The organism is Thiohalophilus sp. (assembly GCF_034522235.1).
GTDB lineage: Bacteria > Pseudomonadota > Gammaproteobacteria > UBA6429 > Thiohalophilaceae > Thiohalophilus.
Genome location: NZ_JAXHLN010000003.1, coordinates 684,037 through 695,421 on the forward strand (window position 1 = coordinate 684,037; position 11,385 = coordinate 695,421).

At 56.7% G+C, this 11,385-nt stretch carries 13 protein-coding genes and 1 other RNA gene; 4 read left to right on the forward strand and 10 right to left on the reverse strand.

From position 1 onward, the window contains the following. Positions 1 to 202: 202 nt before the first annotated feature. Positions 203 to 409 (forward strand): hypothetical protein, encoded by a 207-nt coding sequence (locus U5J94_RS06235; protein ID WP_322564781.1) that lies wholly within the window; start codon positions 203 to 205, stop codon positions 407 to 409. 234 nt (positions 410 to 643) lie between these two features. Here the strand turns inward: U5J94_RS06235 and U5J94_RS06240 are convergent, their stop codons facing one another. The 4 genes from U5J94_RS06240 to rpiA form a co-directional block, all read right to left on the reverse strand. After that, complete coding sequence (locus U5J94_RS06240; RefSeq protein ID WP_322564782.1) at positions 644 to 1,372, reverse strand: hypothetical protein; 729 nt, start codon at positions 1,370 to 1,372, stop codon at positions 644 to 646. Next, positions 1,369 to 1,920 (reverse strand): RNA polymerase sigma factor, encoded by a 552-nt coding sequence (locus U5J94_RS06245; RefSeq protein WP_322564783.1) that lies wholly within the window; start codon positions 1,918 to 1,920, stop codon positions 1,369 to 1,371. Before U5J94_RS06245 ends, U5J94_RS06240 begins: the two co-directional genes overlap by 4 nt. Positions 1,921 to 2,562: 642 nt before the next feature. Beyond that, positions 2,563 to 2,763: a DUF2905 domain-containing protein gene (locus U5J94_RS06250; protein ID WP_322564784.1), complete on the reverse strand. Its 201-nt coding sequence runs from the start codon at positions 2,761 to 2,763 to the stop codon at positions 2,563 to 2,565. A 276-nt stretch (positions 2,764 to 3,039) separates the two neighbouring features. Next, complete coding sequence (rpiA, locus tag U5J94_RS06255) at positions 3,040 to 3,696, reverse strand: ribose-5-phosphate isomerase RpiA (RefSeq protein WP_322564785.1); 657 nt, start codon at positions 3,694 to 3,696, stop codon at positions 3,040 to 3,042. Here rpiA and ilvA point away from each other — a divergent pair. Next, positions 3,629 to 5,368 (forward strand): threonine ammonia-lyase, biosynthetic, encoded by a 1,740-nt coding sequence (gene ilvA / locus U5J94_RS06260; RefSeq protein ID WP_322564786.1) that lies wholly within the window; start codon positions 3,629 to 3,631, stop codon positions 5,366 to 5,368. The two genes, rpiA and ilvA, sit on opposite strands and share 68 nt — an antisense overlap. Before the next feature lie 276 nt (positions 5,369 to 5,644). Here the strand turns inward: ilvA and U5J94_RS06265 are convergent, their stop codons facing one another. From U5J94_RS06265 to U5J94_RS06290, 6 genes are all read right to left on the reverse strand, one after another. Continuing rightward, entirely contained in the window at positions 5,645 to 5,989 is a 345-nt protein-coding gene (locus U5J94_RS06265) for a hypothetical protein (protein WP_322566507.1), read from the reverse strand. 796 nt (positions 5,990 to 6,785) lie between these two features. Further along, positions 6,786 to 7,250 (reverse strand): EVE domain-containing protein, encoded by a 465-nt coding sequence (locus tag U5J94_RS06270; RefSeq protein WP_322564787.1) that lies wholly within the window; start codon positions 7,248 to 7,250, stop codon positions 6,786 to 6,788. A 166-nt stretch (positions 7,251 to 7,416) separates the two neighbouring features. Further along, positions 7,417 to 8,025 (reverse strand): 5-formyltetrahydrofolate cyclo-ligase, encoded by a 609-nt coding sequence (locus tag U5J94_RS06275; RefSeq protein WP_322564788.1) that lies wholly within the window; start codon positions 8,023 to 8,025, stop codon positions 7,417 to 7,419. Between the two features lie 276 nt (positions 8,026 to 8,301). Further along, positions 8,302 to 8,484: non-coding RNA, 6S RNA (gene ssrS / locus U5J94_RS06280), on the reverse strand. 21 nt (positions 8,485 to 8,505) lie between these two features. Next, entirely contained in the window at positions 8,506 to 8,823 is a 318-nt protein-coding gene (locus U5J94_RS06285) for a cell division protein ZapA (protein ID WP_322564789.1), read from the reverse strand. Continuing rightward, positions 8,816 to 9,022 carry a TIGR02449 family protein gene (locus U5J94_RS06290; protein WP_134081070.1) on the reverse strand — a complete coding sequence of 69 codons (207 nt, stop codon included), beginning with the start codon at positions 9,020 to 9,022 and terminating at the stop codon, positions 8,816 to 8,818. The genes U5J94_RS06285 and U5J94_RS06290 overlap by 8 nt, the downstream gene beginning before the upstream one ends. A gap of 192 nt (positions 9,023 to 9,214) precedes the next feature. Between U5J94_RS06290 and U5J94_RS06295 the strand changes: the two genes are divergently transcribed. After that, complete coding sequence (locus U5J94_RS06295; protein WP_322564790.1) at positions 9,215 to 9,781, forward strand: UPF0149 family protein; 567 nt, start codon at positions 9,215 to 9,217, stop codon at positions 9,779 to 9,781. Between the two features lie 211 nt (positions 9,782 to 9,992). Next, the gene (gene pepP, locus U5J94_RS06300; RefSeq protein ID WP_322564791.1) at positions 9,993 to 11,300 is read left to right on the forward strand and encodes a Xaa-Pro aminopeptidase; all 1,308 of its coding nucleotides are present in this window, start codon (positions 9,993 to 9,995) and stop codon (positions 11,298 to 11,300) included. Positions 11,301 to 11,385 lie beyond the last annotated feature (85 nt).

Genomic DNA, 11,385 nt, shown 5'->3' on the forward strand with positions numbered 1-11,385 from the left:
TTGTGTAGGAGCGGGCTTCGACCGCGACCGGTGTTTGTTCGGGATTCGCGCCCGCGGGGCGCTCCTACCACGCCAGATGCCGGTATTCGTTGTTGTGTAGGAGCGGGCTTTGACCGCGACCGGTGTTTGTTCGGGATTCGCGCCCGCAGGATGGGCCGACTATACTGGGAAAGGATTTCCGTAAAACCGCGCAGGAGGGGGTATGTACCTGAAGCACAGCAAGAATGGTGATCTGGTGGAGGTTATCGATTTGGGAGGACTGTTCGATCCGTTCGTGGCCGATGTCAGTGGCCGTTACCACGCGGGCGAGGAGATGCAGGATACCCAGTCCTTCACCAAGCAGGAGCTGATCTTTCCCTCCGGCGAAGCGCTGCCCCGATGCTGGGTGGATGCGAATTATAAACAGTGATCAGGGACGAAGGACGAGGAAAAACCTTTACCACGAAGACACCAAGACACGAAGTTTTATAATCTTTAATTTCTTGATGTCTTTGTGGTCGGAGTTGTAGGCTGGACTGAGCACTCTTCGAGCATAAACTCCGCGGTGTCCGGCAATTCGGGAAATGCCCGATACCGCTATCGCGGCGAAGCCGCTCCTACGGGTCCTTCGGACAAGGTATTCCTCGTAACCCGTCCCTGTTTTTTAGATCCTGAGATACGTCCACCCTTCCCGCTGGCGCAGCAGGGCTTCCTGCATGGCGGAGGGGATGACGTCGACGTTGGGCAGCAGCTGGATGCTGATGCCTTTTTCTTCCCGGTAGCGGTTCAGCGCGATGCGACAGGCCATGAAGCGCACGTTCTGGTAGCTGCTGCTCAGGCTCTGTACCTTTTTGGCATAGGCGGTATTGCCCTGTTGCAACAGCTTGAGGCCTTCGCCGTTGGCCATGATCTCGATGCGCAGCTTGCGCTGTTTGCTGCGCGAGGTGCGCAGCAGGTATTCGGCCTCGTCCAGCACGGTTTTCAGACGAGTGGGATCGTCGGAGTTGACGTGCAGCATCAGCTTCAGCTCGTCATCCGGTTGCGGTTCGGCGGCCACCTGGGCGGACTGGGCCAGTTCGAACAGGGACGTGGGGCGCTTGAAGGTATCGTGACTGAACCAGCCAATACTCAGCCCCAGTCCCATGATCAGTAACGCGGAGGCGGCCTGGGCAAAATAGAGCGGCCAGCGGCGGCCCGGCTGGCGGGCGCTCTGTTCGCTGGCGACGTTGTGGTAGGCCAGCTGCACCATGTCCTGGACTTTTTGCAGCTTGCAGACCCGGGCGGCCAGCTCCTGATCGCGGCGCAGCTCTTCGAGCAGCAGACCGCGCTCTTCCGAATCGAGCTGGTTATCCAGATACGCGTTCAGGTGCTCGTCGGAAAAATGGGAGTTCATACGACCCTCCTGATTGAGGTGACGTTGTCCCGGGACTCGGGGTGGAATTCCAGCAGTTTCTCGGCCAGGCAGCGGCGTGCCCGGCACAGGCGGCTCATGACGGTGCCGATGGGAATCTCCAGAATGTCGGCGACTTCGGCGTAACTGCAGCCTTCCAGATCGATCAGGGTGAGTACGTGGCGTTGCCCCTCGGGCAACTGCGAGACCGCGCCACGCACTTTGTCGACGATATTCTGTTGTTCGTGGTGGTACTCGGGCGTCTGCTCGTGGGCCAGCACCTGGTTATCCACATCATCCATATCGCGGTTGCTGCGAAAGTGATCCCGCCAGCAGTTACGCAGGATGCCAAAGGTCCAGCTTTTCAGCGCGTCTTGGTTTTTCAGCTGGGCGACATTTTTCAGGGCCTTGGCCAGGGTTTCCTGGGTCAGGTCGTCGGCCAGGGCCGGGTTACTGGTCCAGGAGTAGGCCAGCCGATAGAGCTGCGGGCGCAGGGCTTCCAGCTGTTCCTTTATATGATGATGTCGCGAGAAAAAGTTCAGCGGATTCATGACAGCGTGATTCCGGTTAGATAAGAGAGCAAGAATTCTAGCACGACGACGAGAGGGGGCAAATCCTGACGAGCCGTTTTCGCCGGGATATCAATAGTTTAGAAAAATCTAATATATTAATGTGAAAATTTTTTTTGCAAATCGACGGAATAAATCCGGGCCCGCATCGTCTCCTGTATGCGCGTCATCTGATTAAGTGGAGGAGGACGCCAAATCTCCCATGTGAAGCAGGAAGAACAAAAAACAACACGGACGATACACAATAATAAAGGCAAGGCAGAGTCACGGGGTAGGCAAGGCCCCGTCACTCGAATTTTGGGGGCAACCACTGACAGCCTGAATGATCGGCACCGATTGGTCAGGCTGTCAGTGCCCAATTTCCTATCCCCTCCGGATTCTCCCGGACTAACTTCAAACTCTTCTCTGACATCTCGTGTACGCTCTGTGGTTCCCGGGCCGAGTTACGAGGGACGAGGAAAACCTTCACCACGAAGACACAAAGCCTCGAAGTAAAAAAACAATTATTCTTCGCGCCTTCGTGGTTCGTTATTACAATCCAGGAGCCGGGCCCCGATGCGGGACTGGATTCCGGCCGGTGCCGGAATGACAATCTGCTCAGCACTCAGCACTCAGCACTCAGCACTATTTTTTGAAAAACCACAGAACCACGCTGATCACGAGGCTGATGATGATGGCGCTGGTGATGGGGAAATAGAACCGCGCGTTCTCCTTCTCGATGTAAATATCCCCCGGCAGGCGGAACAGGCCGAGCTTGCTCAGCCAGGGCCAGAGCAGGCCGGCGATGACCAGAATGATCCCCAGACTGATCAGAAGTTTCTGCATAAGTTCTCACCACGAAGACACCAGGACACGAAGTTTGTTATGTCGAAGATCCCCCGGCCTTGGCATCCAGGGCAGCATTTACTGTATGTAAAGCCCGGCTTGAACCCCTTTACCCGAATTCCGGGGTTGAGTCATCCCGGGCGGACGCTGGTAGCTTTGCAGGAGGCAAGCTCTATGGATTCTGGCATGCCTCGAAGAGGCAGGCATAACGATATTCTTTGCGTTCTCCGCGTCTTTGCGCCCTCTGCGTTATTTCCCAGAGGGCGGGAGAAGCGGTTATTCCATCATCTTTACACCATCTTTGGTACCGAGCAGCAGCACGTCGGCCGGGCGCATGGCGAACAGGCCGTTGGTGACGACGCCGGCGAGGTTGTTGAGGGCCTGTTCCAGTTTGACCGGCTCCATGATATCCAGATTATGAATATCAAGGATGATGTTGCCGTTGTCGGTGGTGAAATCCTGGCGCAGTTCCGGTTCGCCGCCGAGTTTGACGATCTGGCGGGCGACCAGGCTGCGGGCCATGGGGATCACCTCGACGGGTAGCGGGAAGGCGCCGAGGACGCCGACCAGTTTGGATTCGTCGGCGATGCAGACAAATTTCCGGCTGGCGGCGGCGACGATCTTTTCCCGGGTCAGCGCGCCACCGCCGCCCTTGACCAGCTGCAGGTGCTCGTTGGCCTCGTCGGCGCCGTCCACATAGACGGAGATCCCGTCCACGGCATTCAGATCATAGACAGGGATGCCGTGACCCTTGAGACGTTCGGCGCTGGCGACCGAGCTGGCGACGGTGCCGTCGATCTTGCCCTTGATTTTGGCCAGCTCGTCAATGAACAAATTGGCGGTCGATCCGGTGCCCACGCCGATAATGGTCCCCGGCACTACATATTCGATCGCGGCCTGGGCGACGAGTTGTTTCAATTCATCCTGTGTCATCTGTCAATACTCCTCGGGGCCGTGTTTTCGGGCCGGCGACATTGTTGAATGGGTAATAGGTCATTATATTAGGCATTCCGGTCTGGTATCCACAACCGGAGGCCAGAAAGTCACCATTTTGGTCAGGCCCACAAAACAGCAGAAAACTATGACCCAGCAATATGTCGACATGATTAACGCCGCGCCGGTTTACGATGTGGCCATCCACTCTCCGCTGGATCCGGCGCCCCGTCTGAGCGAACGACTGGCCAATACGGTGCTGCTCAAGCGCGAGGACCTGCAGCAGGTCTTCTCGTTCAAGCTGCGCGGCGCCTATAACCGGATTATTCACCTCTCCGAAGAGGAGCGACGCTGCGGGGTGATCGCCGCTTCCGCCGGTAATCATGCCCAGGGCGTCGCGCTGGCGGCGCAACGTCTGGGTATCGAGGCGACTATCGTCATGCCCAGGACCACACCGGAGATCAAGCAGCATGCGGTCAAGTCGCTGGGCGCCACGACCGTATTGCACGGCAATGCCTATGACGACGCCTATCGCCATGCCATGGAACTGGTCGAGAAACAGGGCCTGACATTTATCCATCCCTACGATGACCCGCTGGTGATCGCCGGCCAGGGTACGATCGGCAAGGAGCTGCTGGCCCAGCGCGAATCGATCGACGCGATCTTCGTGCCGGTGGGCGGCGGCGGCCTGATCGCCGGGATCGCCGCGTATGTGAAAACCCTGCGTCCAGCGATCAAAATCATCGGCGTGGAACCGGAAGATGCGCCGAGCATGTACACTGCCCTGCGTGATAACGAACGGGTGCGACTCGATCAGGTGGGCATATTTGCCGATGGCGTGGCGGTGCGACAGGTGGGCGAAGAGCCGTTTCGTCTGGCGCGCGACTATGTGGACGAAGTGATTCTGGTCACCACCGACGAGATCTGCGCGGCGATCAAGGACATCTTCGATGACACCCGCTCGATCACCGAGCCGGCCGGTGCACTGGCGGTGGCCGGGCTGAAAAAATACGTGACGGAAAAATCGGTTCAGGGCCAGACCCTGATCGCCGTCGACAGCGGCGCCAATATGAACTTCGATCGCCTGCGTCATGTGGCCGAGCGGGCCGAACTGGGCGAGCGCCGTGAGCTGCTGTTTGCCGCGACCATTCCCGAGCGCCCGGGCAGCTTTCGCAAATTCTGCGAGGCGATCGGCACGCGGGGCATTACCGAGTTCAACTACCGCTACGCCGATCCGAGCCAGGCGCATATTTTTGTCGGGGTACAGCTGCACGGCGGCGAGCCGGAGAAGCAGGCGCTGTTCGGACAACTGGATGCGGCCGGGTATCCCTATATGGATATGACCGACAACGAGATGGCCAAGCTGCACATCCGTTATATGGTCGGCGGCCGGGTTGATGGGGTGAAACACGAGTGCCTGTTCCGCTTCGAATTCCCCGAACGCCCCGGCGCATTACTGCGTTTTCTCAATCACATGGGTGCGCACTGGAACATCAGCCTGTTCCACTACCGCAACCACGGCGCCGACTACGGCCGCGTCCTGGTCGGCATGCAGGTCCCGCCCGACGAGGAGCCCATGCTGCAGCGCTTCCTCGACGAGATCGGCTATCGCTACTGGGACGAGACCGATAATCCCGCTAATGCCCTGTTCCTTTCAGGAACAGGGCAGTGACGAGGTACGAGGTACGAGTGACGAGGAAAATCAGCACGCAGCCTCGTTGATCGTAGGAGCGGCTACGCGCCGAGAGAGACTTTGCCGACCGCACGGCCTGTCGCGCCAAAGGCGCTCCTACAAACCCCGGTCCAGCTGGATTTTGATTCTCCTCGTCACTCGTCACTCGTCACTCGGCCCTGCTCTGGCCTGCGGCCAGAGCATAAAAAAGGGGGCTACCGTCGCCGGTAACCCCCCGATTTCACGGGATTTCTCCCGATCTACAGCCGATGTCGCTTATTTCTTCTTACGACGGGCTGTTTTCTTCTTGGTCTTCTTCTTGGCGACTTTCTTTTTCGCCTTCTTCTTGGCTACTTTCTTCTTAGCCTTCTTTTTCGCCTTCTTCTTGGCTACTTTCTTCTTGGCCTTCTTTTTGGCCTTTTTCTTGGCTACTTTCTTCTTGGCTACCTTCTTCTTAGCCTTCTTTTTGGCCTTTTTCTTGGCTACCTTCTTCTTAGCCTTCTTTTTGGCAACCTTCTTCTTGGTTGCGCGTTTCTTAGCGACTTTTTTCTTCGCTACCTTTTTGCGAGAAGCGGTTTTCTTCTTCGCGACTTTCTTCCTAGTCTTTTTCTTTGTTGCCATAGTTAACAACCCTCCGAGTTGAGCACTGAGTTTAGCAAAGTATAGCCAACTAAAATAAAAATGCTAGTAATGCAATTAATTTTTTGCTGTTAGCGCTTGTATTGTATGAATTTAGGCTTTGATACGCCAGATTTTCGGTTTGTATAACGGCAGAAGGGGAAAATCTTTAAATTTTTAGTCGCGCGAAGGAAAATTTTGCCGGTGAAGAGGGGGATTAGGCAAGAGTTTTTGTTTTTTGCATTGCAGATCGCTCGTTACAAGCGGTGATCGCGATGCATTGACCGACTGAAACACGTCTCGAACGCGGTCAAAGAGGTTGTTCCGCGCCAATTTGGCGTTGAATTTTTACAATAAGCTGAAATTTTTGCTTGTGAACGGCTCTGACGCGGCTTATGAGTTAAAAACTTTTAGCGATCCCATCCCACTGTGTTGTATTAACGGGCCGTGAGTGACGCTGACACGGCCTCTGAATAAGAAAATTTTGCTTTCAGCCGCGGTTTTTTTGCTTTGGACAGGCATACGTGCCCGTTTACAGGGTTGTGTATGCCATTTCATCGTTGTTTTCGCTGTGCATGGCGCTTTGTTGATAGCAAAATTCGGTGGTGGAGGTGTCGTGAGCCGCATTGAAGATAAAAAATTATTGCATGATGCAATTTTTTGCCGCTGTCAGGGATCGATACGCCATGATCGGGGGTAACAAAGTGCGCATACAGGTTGTCAGCGGGAACGAATGGACGGCATAAACAAAAAAGCGGCCTGAAGGCCGCTTTGATGAGGTTGAATCCGGGGTATGACTTCAGCGTTTTTCCATTTTGAGGATATGTTGCCAGTGTTTTTTCTCTACCGGCATGACTGACAGGCGGTTGCCGCGCTGCAGCAGCTTCATTTCCTCCAGTGCCTTTTCCTGTTTCATCTCCTGCAGGGAGACGGTGCGCTCGAATTTGCGCACGAACTTGATGTTGACCATGTACCAGCGCGGGTTTTCCGGGTCGCTCTTGGGGTCGTAGTACTTGGATTTCGGATCCCAGGCGGTGTGATCGGGATAGCCCTCCTTGACCACCTCGGCAATGCCGACGATGCCCGGCTCCTTGCAGTTGGAGTGGTAGAAAAAGACCTGATCGCCCTTTTTCATCTCGTCGCGCATCATGTTGCGGGCCTGGTAGTTGCGCACCCCGTCCCAGTGGTCGGTCTTGCGCGGCTGGGCGGCGAGGTCATCGATGCCGAAAACGTCGGGTTCGGATTTCATCAGCCAGTAATTCATGCGGATCTCCTCTTGGAACGTGGCCGAATTATTTCACAAATCTCGCGTCGGGGCGCAGCGTGTTCAAAGACTTCACCAGGTTCGGTGGCGTGAGGTCGCTGTGTTGTGGGTGTCGGCATGAACCCCCGCAGGGCGTTTTCCTGGCGGGCATGGCGTCTGCGCGGGATCAATCCGGGGTATACGCAGGGAATCGTTGTATCCCCTGCTCGGTGGCAATACCGTCCAGTGGCACGTCCCAGGCGGCGGAATCGATCTGCTCGACCTGTTGAAAGTCATAGGCGGTGCCCAGCAGCCAGGGCCGTTGCCAGTGACGCCGGTAACGCCGAAAACCGAACGTGCGATCATAAAATCCCCCGCCCATGCCGACCCGGTTACCCGCGCGATCGAAGGCCACCAGCGGCATGAGGACCAGATCCAGGGACATGGGGCTGAACAGCCGATCACGACGGCTGTGTACGGGTTCGGGGATGCCGAAGCGGTTGGGAATCAGTTGCGTATCGGACCGGTAGGGCAAAAACCACATGCGCCGGCCGTTGCGTGGCCCCAACACCGGCAGATAGCAATGTTTGTTCTGTTGCCAGGCGTACTCCATCAGGTAACTCAGGTCGATTTCGCCGTCATTAGGCAGATAGAAGGCGATACGGTGCGCCAGCTGAAACAGCCGGTGCGCGGCAAGGTGCTCGCCCAGCATCAGCGACGCCTCGCGTTGCTGCTCGGCCGACAGCGCGCGGCGCTTGTCGCGCATGGTAAAGCGTAGAGATTTTCGGTCGGTCATGGTGTGATACTAATATTTTCAACAATTTATGTCACCCGATGGTGGGGCAGTCGTGGATTGGGGAGTTTAACCACCGAAAACATTAAGTTCTGAGTTCTAAGTGCGGAGTGCGGAGTGCGGAGTGCGGAGACGGGAGTCGGGAGTCGGGAGTCGGGAGTCGGGAGTCGGAAGAGGCTAACGTAGGCGCAGATCATTTGGACCGGGTTTTGATCTTCCTCGTCACTCGTCCCTGGTACCTCGTTCCTGCGTCCGGAGGACGCCGTTGATAGGGAGGGCGCGCCCCCGCCTGTACCGTGGTGATCTTCGTCTTGAACCGGAGGTTCAAGGTGGGAGCGTCTTTCGGCGTATCAGGCTTTCCGGTCCAGGCCGGACTTGCACACAACACCGAATCTCGGCTCCCGGGGATTTATTTATCGGCTCAAGAGTATCCCGATCGACTCACGCATACCGCAGGGGGCGCCCATTGCTCGGTTGTCGGCGTCAGATTTCAAGCTGACGGGTTTTGAACAGGGCATCCTCGATCTTGTCCTGAATGCCCTTGATTCGGCCACTGACATCACTGTCCATTTTGCTGTCAGGGTCGGACTGTGTCAGTAGCTCATGAGAGATATTCAACGCGGCCATCACGGCAATGCGATCGGTGCCGACGATCTTCCCGCTGTCACGAATTTCGCGCATTTTCATGTCAAGGTAATCGGCCGAGCGCATCAGATCGTGCTTTTCCTCTTCCGGACAGGCGATCAGGTACTCCTTGTCCAGGATATGCACGGTGACCGTATTGGCCGGCTTTTCACTCATTTTCCATTGCCTTGAGTTTCTCAATCATGGCTTCAACCCGGCTGCGTGCCAGCTCGGTTTTTTCCACCAGCTGATTGCGCTCCGACATCAGGTTCGTCTGACTGTCGCGCAGGGTTTTGTTTTCCTGCTGCAACCGGTCAACGGCCTTGATAAGGTCATCCACGCGGGTTTCAAGCTTTTTCAGATCCAGTTCGTCCATCAAATATCACTTATAAGTCATTGTTATTACTGCTTCGGGACGTCAATCCAGTCTATGGCTCAATATAGAGCGGTGGCCGGGCAGGGTCAACGGGCTCGTGTATGCAAAAAACCGGGATTCGCTGCCCCGTGGCTGTTGCTCGCCGGGCAAATGGCTTATCCTCTCGGCTTTCAGCCGTTGTATTCCATATATATGAGCCAGACACTTCCCGATTTTGATCAGATTACCGATACCCTGCGGGCGCTGGGTGCCGAGAGCGAGGCCGCGGAAAACCACGGCCTGCTGTGCGCCATGTTGTGTACCATGGAGGGTGTGACGGCCGATGCCTGGCTGGATATTGCTCTGTCCGGGACAGGCCGGGATGCCCTGGCGCCGGAACCGCCCGAGGCGTTGGTAACCCTGTTCGACGAAACCCGCCGCCAATTCGACAGCGACGAGTTCGATTTTCATTTATTGTTACCCCACGATGAGGCGATTCTGGCGGTCAGGATCGAAGCCCTCGGACACTGGTGCCAGGGCTTTTTGGCCGGACTGGCGGTCGGCGGTATCCAGCAGCCGGAGAGCCTGCCCGGCGAACTGCCGGAGATCATCCAGGACATGCTGGAGATCGCCCGTGCCGAAGGTTATGAACTGGAAGACGACGGCGAAGACGAAGCCGCCTATGCCGAACTGGTCGAATACCTGCGCATGGGGGTGTTGCTGTTTCGTGAGGAGTTTCGGCGCCAGTATGCCAAAGCCGGCGAGGGGTCGATACATTAAACACAGGGCCGAGGGACGAGTGACGAGGACGGTAAAACCGACCGAGGTTTCGCAGGAGCGGCTGCGCCGCGATAGATCCTGCCGACCGCACGGCCTGTCGCGCCAGAGGCGCTCCTACAACCTTTGGCCTTGACGCTTTTCCTCGTCACTTATCCCTCGGCCCTCGTTACTGAAACTGATAACTGCTAACTGACTACTTGTAACTATATTTATGAATGCTCAGGAATTTACCAAACGCCGCAAGCAGCTGATGGAGCTGATGGGACCCGATTCGGTGGCGATTCTGCCGGCGGCGCCGATGCGTATGCGCAATCGCGACAGCGAGTTTCATTACCGGCAGGACAGCGACTTTTACTACCTGACCGGCTTTCCCGAGCCGGAGGCGGTGGTGGTGCTGGTGCCGGGGCGCGAGCATGGCGAGTATATTCTGTTCTGCCGCGAGAGCGATCCCGACATGGAGGTGTGGACCGGAGCCCGTGCCGGGCAGGACGGCGCAGTGGCACATTACCAGGCGGATGATTCGTTTCCCATCGATGACATCGACGATATTCTGCCCGGGCTGCTGGAGAACAAGGAGCGGGTGTTTTACACCATGGGCGCCAGTCCCGATTTCGATCAGCGGCTGATCGGCTGGGTCAATCGACTGCGCAAACAGTCCCGCGCCGGCATCCACACCCCGGGCGAGTTTGTCTCGCTGGAACATCACCTGCACGACATGCGTCTGTACAAGAGCAGTAACGAGATCAAGGCCATGCGCAAGGCGGCCAAAATTTCCGCCCGGGCGCATATCCGCGCCATGCAAAGCTGCAAACCGGGGCTGTATGAATACCAGATCGAGGCCGAGCTGTTGTACACCTTCATGCAACAGGGCGCACGCTTCCCGGCCTATCCGTCCATTGTCGGCGGCGGGGCCAACGGATGTATCCTGCATTATATCGATAATCACTCGCTATTGAGCGATGGCGATCTGCTGCTGATCGACGCGGGCGCTGAATACGATTATTACGCGGCGGATATCTCCCGCACCTTTCCCGTTAACGGCAAATACAGCAAGGCGCAGCGGACGCTGTACGATATCGTACTGGAAGCCCAGCATGCGGCCATCGAACAGGTCAAACCGGGTAATCACTGGAACGATCCGCATGAAGCCGCGGTCAGGGTGCTGACCCAAGGTCTCAAGGATGTGGGGATTCTCGAGGGCGACCTGGAAAAGCTGATCGAGGATCAGGCCTACAAACCCTATTACATGCACCGTACCGGCCACTGGCTGGGCATGGATGTGCATGATGTGGGTGACTACAAGGTGGATACCGAATGGCGGGTACTCGAGCCGGGCATGACCCTGACTGTGGAGCCCGGTCTGTATCTGTCGGCCCGTCATACGGAATTGGCAAAGAAGTGGCACAATATCGGGATTCGCATCGAGGACGATGTGCTGGTGACCAAAGAGGGTTGCGAGGTGCTGACCCGGGATGTGCCCAAAGATCCTGACGAGATCGAGGCGTTGATGGTTGGATGAACTCCGTTATTGTCCTCGTGCATCAGGCGGTGGCGTATTATCAGGCCCGGGTAATATCGGGTAATTTGATTGGCAGGCGAATGTG

Excerpts from the sequence above, each read along its gene's own strand:
- U5J94_RS06235 (WP_322564781.1), top strand. The coding sequence starts at position 203 with ATGTACCTGAAGCACAGCAAGAATGGTGATCTGGTGGAGGTTATCGAT.
- U5J94_RS06240 (WP_322564782.1), bottom strand. The coding sequence starts at position 1,372 with ATGAACTCCCATTTTTCCGACGAGCACCTGAACGCGTATCTGGATAAC.
- U5J94_RS06245 (WP_322564783.1), bottom strand. The coding sequence starts at position 1,920 with ATGAATCCGCTGAACTTTTTCTCGCGACATCATCATATAAAGGAACAG.
- U5J94_RS06250 (WP_322564784.1), bottom strand. The coding sequence starts at position 2,763 with ATGCAGAAACTTCTGATCAGTCTGGGGATCATTCTGGTCATCGCCGGC.
- ilvA (WP_322564786.1), top strand. The coding sequence starts at position 3,629 with ATGGTCCCCGGCACTACATATTCGATCGCGGCCTGGGCGACGAGTTGT.
- rpiA (WP_322564785.1), bottom strand. The coding sequence starts at position 3,696 with ATGACACAGGATGAATTGAAACAACTCGTCGCCCAGGCCGCGATCGAA.
- U5J94_RS06265 (WP_322566507.1), bottom strand. The coding sequence starts at position 5,989 with ATGGCAACAAAGAAAAAGACTAGGAAGAAAGTCGCGAAGAAGAAAACC.
- U5J94_RS06270 (WP_322564787.1), bottom strand. The coding sequence starts at position 7,250 with ATGAATTACTGGCTGATGAAATCCGAACCCGACGTTTTCGGCATCGAT.
- U5J94_RS06275 (WP_322564788.1), bottom strand. The coding sequence starts at position 8,025 with ATGACCGACCGAAAATCTCTACGCTTTACCATGCGCGACAAGCGCCGC.
- U5J94_RS06285 (WP_322564789.1), bottom strand. The coding sequence starts at position 8,823 with ATGAGTGAAAAGCCGGCCAATACGGTCACCGTGCATATCCTGGACAAG.
- U5J94_RS06290 (WP_134081070.1), bottom strand. The coding sequence starts at position 9,022 with ATGGACGAACTGGATCTGAAAAAGCTTGAAACCCGCGTGGATGACCTT.
- U5J94_RS06295 (WP_322564790.1), top strand. The coding sequence starts at position 9,215 with ATGAGCCAGACACTTCCCGATTTTGATCAGATTACCGATACCCTGCGG.
- pepP (WP_322564791.1), top strand. The coding sequence starts at position 9,993 with ATGAATGCTCAGGAATTTACCAAACGCCGCAAGCAGCTGATGGAGCTG.